A 17,857-nucleotide genomic window follows, 5' to 3' on the forward strand; every position below is an offset into this window, starting at 1 on the left:
ATAACATAGTTATCCTAGCATTGCACCCTTTTCTAAAAGAATATTAGATATCCAGAGTACTGTAAACGGCATTTTCTTCGATAAATTCGCGGCGAGGTTCAACCTTATCTCCCATCAGCATATCAAAAATCTTATCGGCCTCTGCAGCATCATCCACAGAAACACGTGCCAATAAACGATTTTCAGGGTCCATGGTAGTTTCCCAAAGTTGGTGGTCATCCATTTCACCTAAGCCTTTATAACGTTGTACCGTAGGTTTTGAACGCCCCACACTGTAGTTTTCAAGAGCAGCACACAATTTTTCTTCTTGATCCGCACCTGGCTGGATATACTCTTTAATCTCAGAACCAACCTTAACACCATAAATTGGTGGTTGTGCAATGTAGACATAGCCAGCTTCCAAGACTGGACGCATAAAGCGGTAAATCAAGGTCAAGAGCAAGGTACGAATGTGAGCCCCATCAACATCGGCATCGGTCATGATAACCAACTTGTGATAGCGAGCTTTGCTGACATCAAATTCTGATCCAAAACCGGTTCCCATAGCTGTGAAAAGAGAACGAATCTCTTCGTTGGCTAGAATCTTATCCATGCTAGCCTTCTCAACGTTCAAAATTTTACCACGAATTGGCAAGATAGCTTGGAATTCACGATTACGACCCGATTTAGCAGAACCACCGGCTGAGTCCCCTTCGACAATGAAGAGCTCATTCATTTCGGGATTGTTTGACGAACAATCTGCCAACTTACCTGGAAGGTTTGAAATTTCAAGACCTGACTTCTTACGTGTCACCTCACGAGCACGCTTAGCGGCGATACGGGCCTTAGAAGCCAGAATTCCTTTTTCAACAATCTTTTTAGCAATAGCAGGATTTTCCAAGAGGAAGCGACTTAAGGCTTCACTGAAGAGACGATTAGTAATCTTAACCACTTCTGAGTTTCCAAGTTTGGTCTTGGTTTGCCCTTCAAACTGTGGGTTGGGATGCTTGACAGAGATGATAGCAGTCAAGCCTTCACGAACATCATCACCAGTCAGATTATCATCTTTTTCTTTGAGAATCTTATTCTGACGTGCATAATCATTGATAACACGAGTAAGAGCCGTACGGAAACCTTGTTCATGAGTACCACCTTCATGAGTGTGGATATTATTGGCAAAACTCATCACCGTTTCATGGTAGCCGGTCGTATACTGCATAGCAACTTCGACTGAAATGCCATCCATCTCACCATATGTGTAGATAGGCTCATCAAAGATAACGTCTTTGTTTTCATTGATGTACTTCACATAAGATGTGATTCCACCCTCATAGTGATAATGTTTCTCTTGTTCAAGACCTTCACGCTTATCTGTAATAGAGATACGTAGACCCTTGTTCAGAAAAGCTAGCTCTTGGAAACGTTTAGCTAACTTTTCAAAGTCAAACTCCGTTGTTTCTTGGAAAATTTCTGGATCTGGAATAAAGTGAACAGTCGTTCCATGTTCTTCAGTTTCACCAATAATCCTTAAGTCGTCTACCACAACTCCTCGTTTATACTCTTGGAAGTGAATATGACCGTTTTTATAAACCTTAACATCAAGCTGAGTTGAGAGGGCATTAACGACCGAAGAACCAACCCCGTGCAAACCACCAGAGACCTTATAACCGCCTCCACCGAATTTACCACCAGCATGAAGAACTGTAAATACTGTCTCAACAGCAGGACGACCTGTTTTTTCTTGAATATCGACTGGGATACCACGACCATCATCAACAACCGTGATAGAATTATCCGGTTCAATAAAAACTTTGATATGCGAGGCGAAGCCTGCTAAGGCCTCATCAATTGAGTTATCGACAATCTCCCATACCAAGTGATGCAAGCCTTCTTTGGAGGTCGATCCAATATACATTCCTGGGCGCATACGTACCGCTTCAAGTCCCTCTAAGACCTGAATCTGGCTGGCATCATATTCTTGCGCTTTTTCTTCAAGATTTTTTAATTCATCAGTCATCTATGTCACAATCTCCAATAATGATTTATGGCCATCAACTAGCAAGGTATCCAAACCCGCTGCTCTTCTCCAGCCTCTATGTCTATCTGGCGGTCACCAATGACCAAGCCATGTTTAATATCGTATTTTTTAATTAAATAAAGGAAACTATCTGGACTAGGTTTTCTAGCAAAACCATTTTCAGAAGTTACGACCTCTGTAAAATAATGAGCAATCTCTACTCTATCAAGGATATCTAGCACCAAGTGATTGCGGTGACTAACCAAGAAATTACGTCCACCCTCAGCCACAATCTTAGCGAGGGCATCCTTAGCACCTTCAAAAAGCACAGGTTCTTGCAAATGCTTGGCTTCCTCCTGCTTATAGAGGGTTCGAAAATCAGTTATATCAGGCGCAAACATGGCAATGGCAGTACTGGTCGACACCTTAAGGGCATCATAGACTGCTTGAAATTCTGCTGTACGCTCAAACCGTTCTAAAGTCGCTAGAAAGGCTTGGGTTGATATCTGGTAATTATCCAACAAGGTACCACCTAAATCCCAGATATAATCTCCATAATTCATAATCTTAATTATAACATAAAAGGTCAGATTTTGCTTGTTTTTCATAGCTAAAAAGGCTTGGAAAACCTATCCAAACCTTAATTTTTTATCTCAGAATTAAACTAGCCACAATAGGACTAATAAAGACATATAAAATCCCTGTTACAGCGATTGATAGACCACCCATGGCACCTGCAACCTGACCATATCTGAAGGCAGTTCCAGTACCAACGGCATGCCCAGTTCCTCCTAGGGAAAGACCAATAGCAACTGGATCTTTAATACCAATCATCTTTAAAAAGACAGGTCCTAAAACTGATGTCAAGATTCCTGTAATAACAACTACGACCAAAGTCACTGTTGTAATCCCCTGCATTTTTTCCGAAATCCCTACAGCCATGGCAGTCGTTACAGACTTAGGAAAGAGTGAGATAGCAAGGAAATAATCCATACCAAAAAGCTTAGCAATCAAAGCGGTATAAGTAGTGTTAAGAATACAGGCAACTGTTGACCCAATTAAGATACTCTTATAGTGATGACGCATGAGGTGGAGATTTTTATAAAAAGGGACAGCTAGAGCAACCGTTGAAGGAATAATCAAACTATTAAGGTAAGAACCACCTACATAGTAATCCCTGTAAGAAATGCCTGTATAGTGCAAAATGACAATAATTAAGGCAGTTGACACAAGAAGAGGCGTTGTCAAAGGATTAGGGAAACGGCGATAAAGCAAAAGCCCCAGTGTGTAAGCCAATACTGAAAGAGTTAAACCAAACAAGGGTGTGTTAAAAAAATTAGCCATGATTAACCTCCTCATAATCGCCTTCAAAGTGCTTTTTGATAAAGACGACAACTACGGCAATCACTACAATATTAAGAACCAAGGCACCCATAATAATCAAAATAATTGGAACAATATTCGCCGAAATAGCATTCCATCGTTCCATAATACCGACACCTGCTGGCAAAAAAAGGATAGTCATATTGGCTATTAAAAACTCTGCTACAGCATGGATATGACGTAGACGAATCCACTTAAGCTGTAGAGCAATCAGAAGCAAGAATAAGCCAATGATACTTCCAGGTACAGGTAATTTAAAAAAGGTTGAAAGAGCTTCACCAATCACAGCAAACAAACAAATCAACATGAATTGAATGTAGTATTTCACGAGTCGCCTCCTAGGTTTAATCACCTATTAGTCTACTCCTTTTATTTTGAATTTCAAGAGTTTTCAGTAGATTTTTTTGAAAAATCAGCAATCGTTAATCAACTCCTTAACACATAAAAAATCCAACCCCGAGGCTGGATTCATTCACAGATGCCACCACCGAGAATTGAACTCGGAACGGAGCATTACCATTGCTCTATTATACCATTTAACTATAGCGGCAACTGTTTCTATCTTATCATATTTCCACTTACTGTGGCAAGAGTTTTTGCTTATTATTTATAAATTTAAGTCTTTGTAAGGACTACGGTAACCAACCTGTAAAACCTTTCCATCCTTAATCAAGATAGGACGTTTAATCAACATACCATCTGATGATAAGAGTTTTACGGCTTCATCTTGTGATAAGGTTGGAAGTTTGTCCTTCAATCCTAAAGAACGGTAGGATTGTCCACTCGTATTAAAGAATTTCTTAAGCTCTAAATCTGCCCCCTCTAGAAGCTCTCTTAAAAATTGAGCTGAGGGTGGATTTTCCTTAATGTTGACAGACTCGACCTCGAGACCTAATTGATTGAGTTCAGCTTTTGCCTTACGACAAGTGCTACATTTTGGATATCCATAAAAAGTGTACATGTTTTTCTCCTTTTCTCTAGCATAAGCAATCTATCTAAGGATTGTCAAACCTAAGACCTTCCAAACGAAGTAAGAAACACTTGACATCCTCTCCTACCGCATAATTTCCTAAGTGACCACTACTAGGCAAAACACGATGACAAGGGATAAGAATCAGCCAGGGATTCTTACTAACAGCAGTTCCTACAGCCTGTGCGGATTGACAAGAGATTGCCTTACCAATCTGACCATAGGTTCTGATTTGCCCCATAGGTATTTCACTTAAAGCCAACCAAACTCTTTGTTGGAAAGCTGTTCCTTGTTCAGCTAAAGGAAGGTCATCTGGACTTGGATTCTCATCTTTAAAATAGGCCTGCAACCACTTCTTGGTCACTTCTAAAATAGGATTTGAGATGTCTACTAACTCCTCTTCCTTAAAACCAGCCTAAAATGATTTTGTCCTTCTAACCACATACCATAGAGGGCTTGCTCACTTGCAACCAAGGACAGGCGACCAATAGGTGATACAAAATACTGACGATAAAACATATTTTAATTATTCCAAAAAAAGACAGGAAAGCCTTGTTCCTGTCAGCTTATCTGAATTATTTACCTTTAATCAAACGTACTCGTACGATGTTATCGCTCGCCTCAAACTTAGCGACCAATTCATCAATCTTAGACTTGTCTGTCTCATCAAGGTCAAGAAGGGTATAAGCATACTCTCCCTTTGAACGGTTAATGATATTGTCTATATTGATATTAAAATCAGAGACCGCTGTTGAAATACGGGCTACAATGTTAGGCACGTTTTTATTAATCAAAGTGATACGATATGGAGCACTCAAAACCTGTTGTACACGTGGGAAGTTAACAGAATTGACAATTTCACCTGTTTCCATGAAGCGACGGATGGTCTGAGCAGCCATAATAGCACAGTTAAGCTCTGCTTCACCCGTTGAACCACCAACGTGTGGGAAGACTGTCACATTAGGCTTGTTAAGTAGTTCTTCTGTCCCGAAGTCAGTGATATAACGTTTTACTACACCTGTTTCCAAAGCATCAAAGAGCGCATCATTCTCTACTAATTCTGCACGGGCAAAGTTGATGATTGTTGTTCCTTTTTGCATGAGGCTAAAGGCGTCTGCATTGAAAGTACCTTTCGTATCAGGTGTCAATGGAACGTGAACAGTGATATAATCACAGTTTTCAAAGATTTCTTTGAGATCAGAAACACGTTTAACGTGGTGAGAAATATTCCAAGCTGCTTCAATAGAAACATATGGGTCATAGCCATAGACCTTCATTCCCAAACGATAGGCATCGTTAGCAATACGCGCACCAATGGCACCCAAGCCAATAACACCCAGTGTCTTACCTGCAATCTCGCTACCCGCAAACTGCTTCTTACCTGCTTCGATTTGTTTAGGCACATCATCACCGCTAAGTTTGTTAACCCAAGTATTGGCCGCAATATAATCACGTGCTGAAAGCAAGATAGAAGCTAAGACAGCTTCTTTAACTGCATTAGCATTAGCTCCTGGAGTGTTGAAGACAACAATCCCTTTTTCAGTTGCTTTATCAACTGGGATATTGTTAGTCCCAGCACCAGCACGCGCAATAGCTTTCAAATTTTCAAGGAAAACTGTATCATGGAGATTTTGACTACGAATAATGTAAGCATCCGGATTTTCCGCTAAATCACCATCAATTTGAAAATGATTTCCAAGTTCCTTCAAACCAATTTGGTTAATATTATTATATGTTTTTACGCTAAATACCATAATTTTATTCCTCTTAAATTAATGAATTCCGTGGTGAGTAGCTTCATCAACTTCTTGATAAAAAGCCTTCTCCCTCTTGGTTTTGATTTTCTGATAGGCAAGTCGTTCACCATCAATAGGAACCTTACCACAATAGACATAGCCAAGTTTCTCCAAAATGTGCTGCATGACAAGATTCTTTTCATGCGTGTCGCAACGAAAATCATGAGCGTCAGTTCCCTCAATAAGACCTTGAATAAAGGTTTGAGCATTTTTCTGTCCCGTAAATTCTCTTAAAACGGCAATTCGATGAAAGGTAACATAGCGCTTATTATGATGCTTCCAATCTCCATCATAGATTTTTTCGTAGGCGGGCTCTCCATCAGTAACCACCGCAGCATAAGAAACAATTTGACCGTCAATGATACCGACATAGGCCTGTCCTTTAAGGACATCATCAAAGATGATTTCTTCTGTAGGATAACCATCAGCCCCTTGCCATTGAGAACTACCAGCTTCCGCTAAAGCAATTCTAGCACTCTCAATCACGGTCATGATAGCACCAATTTCATTTGGGAAAGCTTGTCTAATTTCCATCTCTTTCCTAATTATTTATTTTCATCTTCAAATTTCTTCATAAAGTCAATCAAATCAAGCACACCTTGACGCGGAAAGGCGTTATAAACACTGGCACGCATACCACCCACTGAACGGTGTCCCTTGATATTTTTGAAACCAAGAGCATCTGCTTCTGCTACAAATTTGGCATCCAAGTCTTTACTTGGTGTGACAAATGGAATGTTGCAGACAGAACGATCCTTGGCATCTTTAACAGGATTGGTGTAGAAATCAGATGATTCGATATAGTCATAAAGAAGACCTGATTTTTCACGTTGAATTTCCGCCATCTTATCTACGCCACCAATCTCATTTTTTACCCAGTCAAAAACGAGTTTTGAAATATAGATATTGAAACATGGTGGTGTATTGTAGAGTGATCCTGCTTCAGCTTGAATACGGTAGTCCAACATGGCAGACAATTGTGGTTGATCGTTAAGGAAGTCTTCACGGACGATAACCACCGTCACACCCGCAGGTCCAATATTTTTCTGAGCACCAGCATAGATAAGAGCAAAATCCTCAACATTATAGCGAGCTGCTAAGATATTTGAAGACATATCTGCTACAATTGGCACACCATTAGTATCAGGCAAATCATAGATAGATGTTCCCTCAATTGTATTATTGGTAGTCAAGTGAACATAAGCGGCTTCTGGATCAATCGTTGAAGGATCAAAACTTGGTATATGATCGTAAACAGTATCCTCAGATGACGCCAAAAGAATTGGTTCAAAAGGAATAGTTTTTGAAAGCTTGACAGCTTCAGTATAGGCTTTTTTACCCCATGAACCACCTACAAGGTAGTAAGCTTTCTTACCTTGAGCAAGGTTCAGTGGAACCATTGTGAATTGCGTTGAAGCGCCCCCTTGCAAGAAAATAACCTTATAGTTATCAGGAATGTCCATAAGCTCGCGAAGTGTCGTTTCCGCATCTTTAATGATTTTGTCAAATTCTGGAGAACGGTGGGACATTTCTAGCACGGACATACCGGAATCTTGATAGTTAAGCAATTCAGCTTGTGCTTTTTCGAGCACAGGTTTTGGTAATGTAGCAGGTCCTGCTGAGAAATTATAAATTGTCATAAAGACACCTCCAAAATTTTAATGGGCCCATTATAGCGAATTTTCTGAATATTGTAAAGTGTTAATAGTAAAAAACGAACGGAATTGCCCGTTCGTCACAAAAAAAGTTAGGTATTTTATGTATATTTTTGCAAGTAATCAGATTTACTATCCGTTATCCTTGCTTAAGAAAATAGGCTGCACCGATTAGATTTGCTCCATTATGATGATGACAGGCTACAATCTTTGGACGTTTAATAATTTTACCGATAAAATCAATCTCATGGTGAACCTTATCAAACTGGCGGTTGACTTTTTCTATCAGAATAGACTGAGCTGAAATACCACCTCCAAGAACAAAGGTTTCCATATCAAAGATAGTTTGAAGATTCAATATAGTAATAGCTAGGTTTCGACAATAGGTCTCAAAGATTGGATAAACTGCTTCCTTTTTAGCATTAATTGCCTTAAAGGCTAGCAAACCATCTTTTAATCAAGACTAGCTAAAATTTCATTAACTTTAGTAATCAAACCAACAGCTGAAAGAGTTGTTCCTTGCATCAATGAAGGATCAAGTTTTTCCATTTGAAGAGGAAGGAGAAAGGTCAACTCTCCTGCCTGGAAATGGCTTCCCTGAAAAAGTTTACCATTGATTATTATACCTCCACCAAGGCCTGACCCTAAAACAAGAGCAGCACCGTTAGTCACTCCTTTCAAATGACCTGTGGCTAGTTCAGCCAAGGCTGCTGCTTTACCATCATTAAGCGCAGCTACTGGAAAATGATACTTAGCTTGCAGGGTTTCTTTGACACGAAAACCATGAAAGAATCTCAACAAACCGCCGTGATAAATCACACCCTCCTTCCGTATCAACAGTTTCAGGAACACTAATTGCACTGCCTGATAAAGCTACTTCAACCGAAGTTACTAAATGATCAATAACATCGAGAGCCTTATCCAAGGTCTGAGGGGATGATTGCGTTGGCAAACTCTTTTCGAGGACAAGGTCCTCTGAAACAAGAGCAGACTTTACCTGAGTCCCTCCAAAATCAATTGCTAAAACTAGAAAAAACGCTATCAAAATGCTATAATGGTTTTAGAAAACTAGATAAAAGGAGTCTCTCACATGACTAAATTTCTACACACTTGTGTCCGTGTTAAAGACCTAGAAGCTTCACTACAATTTTATCAAGAAGCGCTTGGTTTTAAGGAAGTCCGTCGTAACGATTTCCCAGAATATAAGTTCACTCTTGTCTACATGCAACTAGAAGATGATCCTGATTACGAGTTGGAATTGACATACAACTACGATCATGAAGTTTATGATCTTGGGAATGGTTATGGACACATCGCTGTTGGTGTTGATGACCTAGAGGCCACACACCAAGCCCACAAAGAGGCTGGCTATAATGTTACTGATCTCTCAGGTCTACCTGGTAAACCAAAAATGTACTACTTTATTACTGATCCAGATGGCTATAAAATCGAGGTCATCCGTTTAGCTCAGTTCTTGGAAAAATAATGAAAAAGAAGTCAGATTATCTCAACTCTGGCTCCTTTTTTACTTATTTTTTATTATCGACCTTTAAGGATGACAAAATTTGGGTATGAATATCATCCACGCCATTTGGATTATTTGGCAAGAATAAAGTTTGATTACCTTTATCCGCAAAAGTATTAAGGGTATCTAGATATTGGTTGGTCAAGAGGATAGACATAATCTGTTCCTCAGACATACCAACATTGGCTTCTTTAAGTTCTGCAATAGATTCAGCTAAACCATCAACGATGGCTTTACGTTGTTGGGCAATACCAACACCATGAAGACGGTCTTTTTCGGCTTCGGCTTCGGCTTCGGCAGCTGTGACAATCTTAATTTTATCAGCTTCTGCCAATTCTTGGGCTGCTACACGCTTACGTTGAGCAGCATTAATTTCGTTCATAGACTGCTTAACTTCAGCATCTGGCTAACCTTGGTAATCAAGGTCTTAACAATGATGTATCCATAAGCTGTCATTTCTTCGGCTACTTGATGTTGAACCTCAAGAGCGATTTCATCTTTCTTCTCAAAAAGCTCATCAAGCGTCAATTTAGGAACTGATGAACGAAGGGCATCCTCAATGTATGATTTAATTTGAGCCTCTGGTCGCATTAGTTTATAGTAAGCATCTGTAACATTTTGTTCATTTACACGATACTGAGTAGCCACATTCATCATAACAAAGACATTGTCCTTTGTTTTGGTTTCAACCACAATCTCACTTTGAAGCAAACGTAGTTGAATACGAGCTGTATTTTATCGATACCGAATGGCAAACGCATATGAATACCACTCGTTGCGATTTTTTGATAGCGTCCAAAACGTTCAACGATGGCTACTGACTGTTGACGTACGACATAAAGCATACTGATGAGAATTCCCAAGATAATCAAGAATAAAATCAGTAAAAAGAGAAATGCTGCCTGCATGTTAAGTCCTCCAAAATAAACATTAAAGATTTCTTTGCTTTATTATAGCACAGTAATACAACTATTCAAGAAAAATAGTATATCTTTTTCAAGAGCTTTGACAATCATACAAGAGGCTGAAACACTAGCGTTTCAGCCTCTTGTATTTTGTGACTAAGCTTAAAACCCAACGGTCCAAAAGGAAACTTTTTATTTACGATACATCTTATCTTGAAGGTAAATGTCATTATAAATCCCAAGCCATTTTTTACCTAAGTTATTATAGACTTCAAGGTTTTTGATGGTTGATTCTGATGGGTAAAAGGCTTTATCATTAGTAATACTCTTTGGAAGTAAGGTTTTAGCTGCCTCGTTAGGTGTGGCATAGCCGATATATTCAGCGTTTTGCGCTGCATTTTCCGGTTTAAGCATGAAGTTGATAAAAGCATAAGCTTCTTTTTCATGCTTCACTGTTTTAGGAATGACCAGATTATCAAACCACAGATTTGAGCCTTCAGATGGAACAACATAACGAAGATCTTCATTTTTATCAAGCATCTCACTGGCTTCCCCTGAGAAGGTTACTCCAATAGCTGCATCACCTTGAATCATGTAGCCCTTCATCTCATCACCCACAATAGCTTTAATATTCGGTGTAAGGCTATTAAGTTTAGTTTCAGCCAGACGCAATTCCGTCATGTTCTTGGTATTCAAACTGTAACCCAAGCTATTGAGAGAAAAACCAATGACTTCACGCGCACCATCAACCATCATAATCTGGTTTCTGTATTCAGGTGACCAAAGATCATTCCAGTGCTGAGGTGCTTTTTTCACCAATTTCGTATTATAGACAATTCCGACTGTCCCCCAGAAATAAGGAATAGAATAGTCATTATTGGGATCGAAACTAAGACCCTTAAAGCTTGAGCCAATCTGATCGAAGCCATGGATTTTAGATTTATCCAACTTCACCAAAAGGTCTTCCTTGACCATCTTATCAATGGTGTAGTCCGAAGGTACAGCGATGTCGTAAGTCGTACCACCTTGCTTAATTTTAGTATACATAGCTTCGTTAGAATCAAAGGTTTCATACTGGACTTTTATTCCTGTCTCTTTAGTGAACTTGGTCAAGAGATCAGGGTCAATGTAGTCACCCCAATTATAAATAACCAGTTTGTCCGAAGCACTTCCGGTGCGACTTTGCATGTAGGCAGAAATTCCCCAAAGGAAGAAAATAATTGCTAAAATCCCTGACAGAAATTGATAGAGTTTACGCATCATGCTCCTCCTTTCTCTCCTGGGTAATCATATAATATCCAATGACTAGAAGAATAGAGAAGAGGAAGACAACCGTTGATAGGGCATTGATTTCCAAGGAAATCCCTTTACGAGCACGTGAGTAAATTTCCACAGCAAGTGTTGAAAAACCATTACCCGTTACAAAGAAGGTTACTGCGAAGTCATCCAAAGAATAGGTAAAGGCCATGAAATAACCAGCGATAATACCAGGTGTCAAGTATGGCAACATGACCTCGCGTAACATCTGCCATTGGGTCGCACCCAGGTCATAAGCTGCATTCACCATGTCTCGATTCATTTCCTTGAGGCGCGGCAAAACCATGAGAACCACGATTGGGATTGAGAAGGCAATGTGACTCAACAAAACCGATACAAAGCCAAGTTGGAAACCAATCCAGGTAAAGAGAATCAAGAAACTCGCACCAATCATAACGTCCGGTGCAACCATTAGCACGTTATTTAGGGATAAGATTCCAGTCTGCTGCTTCTGCTTGCTCTCATAGATAAAAATTGACCCAAAGGTACCAATAATCGTCGCCAAGAGGGCACTAAGAAAAGCTAAAAAGAAGGTTTGAGCTAAAATCAACATGAGTCGACTATCTGAAAACATGCTCTGATAGTTATCAAGAGTAAATCCTGTGAAACTATTCATATCGCCACCACTATTGAAAGAAAAGGCGATTAGATAAAAGATTGGCAGGTAGATGATAACAAAGACTAGAGCTAAATAGAGATTTGCAAATTTTTTCATTGACGTCTCTCCTTTGTTAACCACATGATTGCAATCATAGTAACAATAAGCACAACACCAATGGTCGCACCCATTCCCCAGTTTTGTGTTGTGAGGAAATGCTGTTCGATAGCCGTTCCTAGTGTAATAACTCGGTTCCCACCAATCAAACGTGTTAGCATGAAGAGGCTAAGACTAGGAATGAAGACCGATTGTACACCCGAGCGTACCCCATTAAGCGACAAAGGAAAGATAATCTTGGTAAAGGTCTGCCAATCATTAGCTCCTAAATCCTTACTTGCATTGACAATATTTTCATCCAAATCATCCAGAGCATTAAAAATCGGTAGAATCATAAATGGAATTTCAATATAACTGGCTACAAAAATGAAAGAAAAATCTGTAAAGAGAATTTGCATGGGAGCAATCCCAAAGAAACCAAGAAAGGCGTTAATTCCACCTTGTTGGCCAAAAATCCCCATAAAGGCATAAGCTTTTAGAAGAAGGTTGACCCAGGTTGGTAAAATAACTAACATCAACCAAAGTTGTTTATGCTTCAGTCTGGTTAGGAGATATGCGGTCGGATAAGAGATGAGGAGTGTCACTAAGGTTATGATGGCCGCATAAAGGACCGAGTTAAAGCTCATCCTCAAGTAAGTCCAACTGGAAAAGAAGGTTCCATAGTTGTCCAAAGTAAAATTGCCACTGATGTCAAAAAATGACTGGTAGAGCAGCATGAGTACTGGAGCAACTACGAAAAGTAGAAGCCAAAGAAGGTATGGTACCGAGAAGAGGCTAGCTGTTTTCTTCATGACGCTCCTCCTCAATGGCATTAATCAAGCCATCCTCAGGCTCTTCCATTTCCACATATTCTTCAATACGAGCATCGAATTCTTCCTCTGTCTCATTAAGACGCATGATATGAATATCTTCAGGCGTAAAATCAAGGCCAATAATCTCACCCTCAATCGCCTTACGGGTTGAATGAATCATCCATTCATTGCCAAGATTATCATAGGCAATGATTTCATAGTGGACCCCACGGAAAAGCTGTGTTTCTACACGAACCTGAAGCTTACCTTCCTCAGGAAGCGTGATTTGTAAATCTTCAGGACGGATAACCACTTCGACAGGTTCATTTGGACGCATTCCTCCATCAACAGATTCGAAACGTTTTCCGTTGAACTCGACCAAATAGTCCTCAATCATGACTCCTGGTAGGATATTAGATTCTCCGATAAAGGTTGCAACGAAATGGTTGATAGGCTCGTCATAGATATCAACAGGCGTTCCTGATTGAACAATTTCACCATCGTTCATAACAAAAATCCAGTCTGACATGGCCAAGGCTTCTTCCTGGTCGTGGGTGACAAAGACAAAAGTAATCCCTAGACGTTTCTGTAGTTCACGCAACTCGTATTGCATTTCAGTACGTAACTTCAAATCCAGTGCTGACAAGGGCTCATCCAAAAGGACCACACGTGGCTGATTGATAATCGCACGGGCAATAGCTACACGTTGGCGTTGACCACCCGATAATTTTTGAATCGAGCGCTTTTGATAACCATCTAGTTGAACCATTTTCAATGCTTCTTTTACACGCTCTTCAATTTCCTTCTTAGGCACTTTTTTTAAATTAAGCGCAAAAGCCACATTGTCAAAGACATTCATGTGTGGAAAGAGGGCATAAGATTGGAAAACGGTGTGAACATCCCTTTTATTGATAGGGATATCATTAATACGCTTTCCATCCAAAAGAACGTCACCACTGGTCGCATCTAAGAGACCAGCAATGATGTTCAAGATAGTTGATTTACCAGAACCAGAAGCCCCAAGCAGGGTATAGAACTTACCTTCTTCCAGTTCAAAGTTGATGTCTTTTAAAACTTGTGTGCCACTGTCTTCAAATACTTTCGAGACGTTTTGAAAGGCAATAATCGGATTAGTCAATTGTCATAAATCCTCCATGGATATCAAAAATAGGGTTAGTATTATTAATTTAATTTGTCGCCAATGATGCGAACTTCAGGCTCTAGTGTAACACCCGAATTTTCCTTAACCTTAGCGATAACATCTGCAATAAGATCTTCATAGTCTTTCGCTGTTCCTTGATCGACATTGACCATGAAACCAGCGTGCTTGGTTGAAACCTCAACACCACCGATACGATGTCCCTTGAGGTTAGCTTCCATAATAAGCTGACCAGCAAAATGACCTGGCGGACGTTTGAAGACCGAACCACATGATGGGTATTCGAGAGGTTGTTTAAGTTCTCGTAAGTGATTAAGGCGGTTCATCTCATGTTTGATTTGTTCGTAGTCTCCTGGTTTGAGGTTAAATTTTGCTGAAATAATCACTTCACCTGTTTCTTGGAGCACCGAACGACGATAACCAAAACGCATATCTCTTGCATCAATCGTACGAATATCACCATCTTTTGTAAGAACCTGAGCAGAAACCAAGATATGTGCAATCTCGCCACCATAGGCACCCGCATTCATAAAGACAGCACCACCAATACTACCTGGAATTCCCGCCGCAAATTCAAAACCGGTCAAACTATGGAAACAAGCCACCTTGGTTGTTGCAATCAAATTAGCTCCCGCTTCTGCTTCAACTTGATAACCATTGACAGCGATACCATTAAGCTTGTCAAACATAATCACAAAACCTCGGATACCACCGTCACGAACAATCAAATTACTGGCATTACCAAGCACCATCCATGGAATGTTGTGCTTGTTGGCAAATTTGACAATACGAGAAAGCTCATATCGGTTACGTGGAAAGGCCAAATAATCCGCTGGACCTCCAACCTTGGTGTAAGTATAACGTTTTAAGGGTTCGTCGAAACGAATATCAATCCCAACTAAATCTTCTTTAAGTTCATCTAACATGTTAATTCCCATACTTTTTCTATACATTTATTTCTTTGTAGGTATTGTGAAAAATTTCCCCTTATTACTATCACAACCTAAAAATGAGTTAGTATTTTCCCTAACAATTAAAAGAAAAATACCACAAAAAGCCAAAATTAATTATAGCAAAAAATCCCTATCTTGACGACAAGGAATTTTAGTAAAAACTAGTCCACTTGCTCCAATTTGCGGACATCACTAGTGTCTATTTGACTCAAATATTTTTTGTAGGCTTGACCAGTTTGAGGCTCAACTAAATTCTCGGCAATTTCTAGCAGAGGAACCAAAACAAAGGCCCTTTGAGTCATGAGAGGATGAGGCACTTTAAGGTGCTCAGTCCCCCAGATTTCCTGCCCATATAAAAGAATATCAATATCCACAGTTCGAGGGCCCCAATGCTCATGGCGAACGCGGTCTAAATCTTTCTCAATTGCCTGACAAGCACTCAGCAAGCTTTCAGCCGGCAACTGAGTGTCAAGTGCTAAAGCGAGATTCAAAAAATCAGCCTGGTCAGTTAATCCCCAAGCAGCCGTCTCATAATAAGAGGACACTGCTTTAACTTCCGTCTCAAGCAAGCGATCCAATGACTCCACCGCTTTTTTAAGATAGTCTTGACGATTTCCCATATTAGATCCCAAACTTAAATAAACTTTTGTCATCGACTACGCTCCAATTCAATTCCAACACTTCTATAGTGCCCATTAATTGGTGGATTTTCTTTAATAATTCGAATTTTAATAGATTGGATTGGCACAAATTGATCAAACAAGTCCTCACAAATAGCACCAGCTAAACGCTCAATCAAAATATACTTTTCTTCTTCCACCTGTCTCTGTACGGCTTCAAAAACTAAACCATAATGAACCGTATCTGCTAGATTGTCACTTTGTGAAGCCCTGGTCAAATCAACAGCCAGCTCCAGATCTACCACAAAAATTTGCCCTAGGGTTTGCTCCTCAACAAAAGCCCCGTGATAGCCATAAAAACGGCAACCATTTAAAATAATTTTATCCATATTTTCTCCTTAAGACGACTAAACTCATCTTTATTCTAGCACAAAAAAGTTGAAAAGTTGGGCTCTAATTAGTATGATATTTTAGACAAATCTGAAGTTATTGTTTTTTCGGCCATACAATCGATTGCGTAATTCTTCTGATTTGGTAAAATAAAGGCACAGAAGTTTAAAAACTCCCTGATATCTAAACCAAGACTATGTCAACTAATAAGGAAGAAACTATGACAAATCAAACTGCAATGCAATACTTTGAATGGTATCTCCCAAGTGACGGCCAGCATTGGAACAACTTAGCTGAAGATGCCCAACATCTAGCAGACCTTGGCATCAGCCATGTTTGGATGCCACCTGCTTTCAAAGCTACTAACAAAGATGATGTTGGTTACGGAGTCTATGACCTATTTGACCTTGGGGAATTCGACCAAAAAGGAACCATACGCACCAAATATGGTCTCAAGGAAGAATACCTTAATGCCATCAACCAACTCAAAAATGTTGGTATCATCCCTATGGCCGATGTTGTGCTCAACCACAAGGCAGCCGCGGATAAACTTGAAACCTTTTATGTGGTAGAAGTTGACCCTGAGGACCGTACCAAAGTAATCAGCGAACCGTTTGAAATCGAGGGTTGGACTCATTTCACTTTTGACGGACGTCAGAAAGCTTACAACGACTTTGAATGGCACTGGTACCACTTTAATGGGATTGACTTTGATGCCAAAAGAAATAAAAAAGGTATCTATCTTATCCAAGGTGACAACAAAGGCTGGGCACATAATGACTTGGTTGACAATGAAAATGGTAACTTTGACTACCTTATGTTTGCTAACCTAGATTATAGGCATCCTGAAGTTATAGAAAATATTTACGAATGGGCTGACTGGTTCGTCGAAACAACTGGTGTCCAAGGTTTCCGAATGGATGCTGTCAAGCACATTGATTATTTCTTTATGCGTAATTTTATTCGCGACGTCAAAGAAAAACAAGGTCAAAATTTCTATGTTTTTGGTGAATTTTGGAATGCCAAGGAAGAGGATAATAATACTTATCTCGAAAAAACTGAAAACCGCTTTGATCTTGTGGATGTTCGCCTTCATTACAATTTATATGATGCCAGCCTCAAAGGAGCAGATTACGATTTGACGACTATTTTCGAACAAACATTGGTCAAAAATCACCCTGAGCATGCGGTAACCTTCGTAGAGAACCATGACACCCAACGTGGACAAGCATTGGAATCTACTGTTGAAGAATGGTTTAAACCATCTGCCTATGCCCTCATCCTTCTTCGTAAAGACGGCCTTCCTTGCCTATTTTATGGTGACTACTATGGCATTGATGGTGAGTTTGCTCAAGAAAGTTTCAAAGAGGTCCTAGACACCTTACTTTACGCTCGTAAAGATTTGGCTTATGGAGAGCAAACAGACTACTTTGACGACCCTAACTGTATTGGATGGACACGCTCTGGTAATGAAGACTGTACTCCATTAGCCGTAACCATTTCTAATGATGCTGCCAACAACAAATCTATGGAAATTGGAAGTGATTGGGCTGGACAAACTTTCTATGATATTCTTGGAAACTGCTCTGATACTGTAACAATTGACGAAGACGGGTGGGGAGACTTCCCAGTCTCTGAAAAATCTGTCAGCGTTTGGACAATTCAAGACTAAGAAAAAAGCT

General features: G+C 39.8%; 17 protein-coding genes, 1 tRNA gene and 3 pseudogenes. 2 read left to right on the top strand and 19 right to left on the bottom strand.

Annotated elements, in window-relative coordinates:
- Window positions 1-43 precede the first annotated feature (43 nt).
- From gyrB to E3C75_RS10205, 11 genes and pseudogenes are all read right to left on the bottom strand, one after another.
- Window positions 44-1,996 carry a DNA topoisomerase (ATP-hydrolyzing) subunit B gene (gyrB, locus tag E3C75_RS10155; RefSeq protein ID WP_111679673.1) on the bottom strand — a complete coding sequence of 651 codons (1,953 nt, stop codon included), beginning with the start codon at window positions 1,994-1,996 and terminating at the stop codon, window positions 44-46.
- Window positions 1,997-2,559: pseudogene (locus tag E3C75_RS10160) on the bottom strand (HAD-IA family hydrolase). It abuts the gene before it with no gap.
- Window positions 2,560-2,644: 85 nt separating this feature from the next.
- A complete protein-coding gene (locus tag E3C75_RS10165) occupies window positions 2,645-3,340 on the bottom strand; it encodes an LrgB family protein (RefSeq protein ID WP_011681473.1) in 696 nt (231 codons plus the stop codon).
- The gene (locus E3C75_RS10170; RefSeq protein WP_011681474.1) at window positions 3,333-3,707 is read right to left on the bottom strand and encodes a CidA/LrgA family protein; all 375 of its coding nucleotides are present in this window, start codon (window positions 3,705-3,707) and stop codon (window positions 3,333-3,335) included. Before E3C75_RS10170 ends, E3C75_RS10165 begins: the two co-directional genes overlap by 8 nt.
- A 151-nt stretch (window positions 3,708-3,858) precedes the next feature.
- Window positions 3,859-3,929 (bottom strand) — tRNA-Thr (locus E3C75_RS10175).
- 57 nt (window positions 3,930-3,986) lie between these two features.
- Window positions 3,987-4,340 (bottom strand): arsenate reductase family protein, encoded by a 354-nt coding sequence (locus tag E3C75_RS10180; protein WP_100273437.1) that lies wholly within the window; start codon window positions 4,338-4,340, stop codon window positions 3,987-3,989.
- Window positions 4,341-4,374: 34 nt separating this feature from the next.
- The gene (locus E3C75_RS10185) at window positions 4,375-4,698 is read right to left on the bottom strand and encodes a methylated-DNA--[protein]-cysteine S-methyltransferase (RefSeq protein WP_373368724.1); all 324 of its coding nucleotides are present in this window, start codon (window positions 4,696-4,698) and stop codon (window positions 4,375-4,377) included.
- Window positions 4,699-4,924: 226 nt separating this feature from the next.
- On the bottom strand, window positions 4,925-6,103 hold the full coding sequence (locus E3C75_RS10190; protein WP_100273438.1) for a 3-phosphoglycerate dehydrogenase family protein: 1,179 nt from the start codon (window positions 6,101-6,103) through the stop codon (window positions 4,925-4,927).
- Between the two features lie 18 nt (window positions 6,104-6,121).
- Complete coding sequence (locus E3C75_RS10195; protein ID WP_011226372.1) at window positions 6,122-6,679, bottom strand: GNAT family acetyltransferase; 558 nt, start codon at window positions 6,677-6,679, stop codon at window positions 6,122-6,124.
- An 11-nt stretch (window positions 6,680-6,690) separates the two neighbouring features.
- Entirely contained in the window at window positions 6,691-7,785 is a 1,095-nt protein-coding gene (gene serC / locus E3C75_RS10200; RefSeq protein WP_111679674.1) for a 3-phosphoserine/phosphohydroxythreonine transaminase, read from the bottom strand.
- A 154-nt stretch (window positions 7,786-7,939) separates the two neighbouring features.
- Window positions 7,940-8,842 (bottom strand): annotated as a pseudogene (locus tag E3C75_RS10205) (ROK family protein).
- Window positions 8,843-8,890: 48 nt separating this feature from the next.
- Between E3C75_RS10205 and gloA the strand changes: the two are divergent.
- Window positions 8,891-9,286 carry a lactoylglutathione lyase gene (gene gloA, locus E3C75_RS10210; protein ID WP_002951541.1) on the top strand — a complete coding sequence of 132 codons (396 nt, stop codon included), beginning with the start codon at window positions 8,891-8,893 and terminating at the stop codon, window positions 9,284-9,286.
- A gap of 43 nt (window positions 9,287-9,329) precedes the next feature.
- On the opposite strand, the pseudogene E3C75_RS10215 reads toward gloA, so the two are convergent.
- The 8 genes and pseudogenes from E3C75_RS10215 to folB all read right to left on the bottom strand — a co-directional run bounded on the left by E3C75_RS10215 (window position 9,330) and on the right by folB (window position 16,174).
- Window positions 9,330-10,233: pseudogene (locus E3C75_RS10215) on the bottom strand (SPFH domain-containing protein).
- Between the two features lie 189 nt (window positions 10,234-10,422).
- On the bottom strand, window positions 10,423-11,490 hold the full coding sequence (locus E3C75_RS10220; protein ID WP_011681477.1) for an ABC transporter substrate-binding protein: 1,068 nt from the start codon (window positions 11,488-11,490) through the stop codon (window positions 10,423-10,425).
- Window positions 11,483-12,262 carry an ABC transporter permease gene (locus tag E3C75_RS10225; protein WP_011681478.1) on the bottom strand — a complete coding sequence of 260 codons (780 nt, stop codon included), beginning with the start codon at window positions 12,260-12,262 and terminating at the stop codon, window positions 11,483-11,485. Before E3C75_RS10225 ends, E3C75_RS10220 begins: the two co-directional genes overlap by 8 nt.
- Window positions 12,259-13,053, bottom strand: coding sequence for an ABC transporter permease (locus E3C75_RS10230; protein WP_002951547.1), 795 nt, complete (start codon window positions 13,051-13,053; stop codon window positions 12,259-12,261). Before E3C75_RS10230 ends, E3C75_RS10225 begins: the two co-directional genes overlap by 4 nt.
- Window positions 13,037-14,191 (bottom strand): ABC transporter ATP-binding protein, encoded by a 1,155-nt coding sequence (locus E3C75_RS10235; RefSeq protein ID WP_111679675.1) that lies wholly within the window; start codon window positions 14,189-14,191, stop codon window positions 13,037-13,039. Before E3C75_RS10235 ends, E3C75_RS10230 begins: the two co-directional genes overlap by 17 nt.
- Window positions 14,192-14,235: 44 nt before the next feature.
- Entirely contained in the window at window positions 14,236-15,138 is a 903-nt protein-coding gene (gene murB, locus E3C75_RS10240; RefSeq protein ID WP_014608604.1) for a UDP-N-acetylmuramate dehydrogenase, read from the bottom strand.
- Between the two features lie 188 nt (window positions 15,139-15,326).
- A complete protein-coding gene (gene folK / locus E3C75_RS10245) occupies window positions 15,327-15,818 on the bottom strand; it encodes a 2-amino-4-hydroxy-6-hydroxymethyldihydropteridine diphosphokinase (protein WP_011681480.1) in 492 nt (163 codons plus the stop codon).
- Window positions 15,815-16,174 (bottom strand): dihydroneopterin aldolase, encoded by a 360-nt coding sequence (folB, locus tag E3C75_RS10250; protein ID WP_084829781.1) that lies wholly within the window; start codon window positions 16,172-16,174, stop codon window positions 15,815-15,817. The genes folK and folB overlap by 4 nt, the downstream gene beginning before the upstream one ends.
- A 221-nt stretch (window positions 16,175-16,395) precedes the next feature.
- On the opposite strand from folB, the gene E3C75_RS10255 reads away from it, so the two are divergent.
- On the top strand, window positions 16,396-17,847 hold the full coding sequence (locus E3C75_RS10255) for an alpha-amylase (RefSeq protein WP_082309085.1): 1,452 nt from the start codon (window positions 16,396-16,398) through the stop codon (window positions 17,845-17,847).
- The last annotated feature ends 10 nt before the right edge of the window (window positions 17,848-17,857 follow it).

It is taken from the genome of Streptococcus thermophilus, assembly GCF_010120595.1.
GTDB classification, from domain to species: Bacteria; Bacillota; Bacilli; order Lactobacillales; family Streptococcaceae; genus Streptococcus; species Streptococcus thermophilus.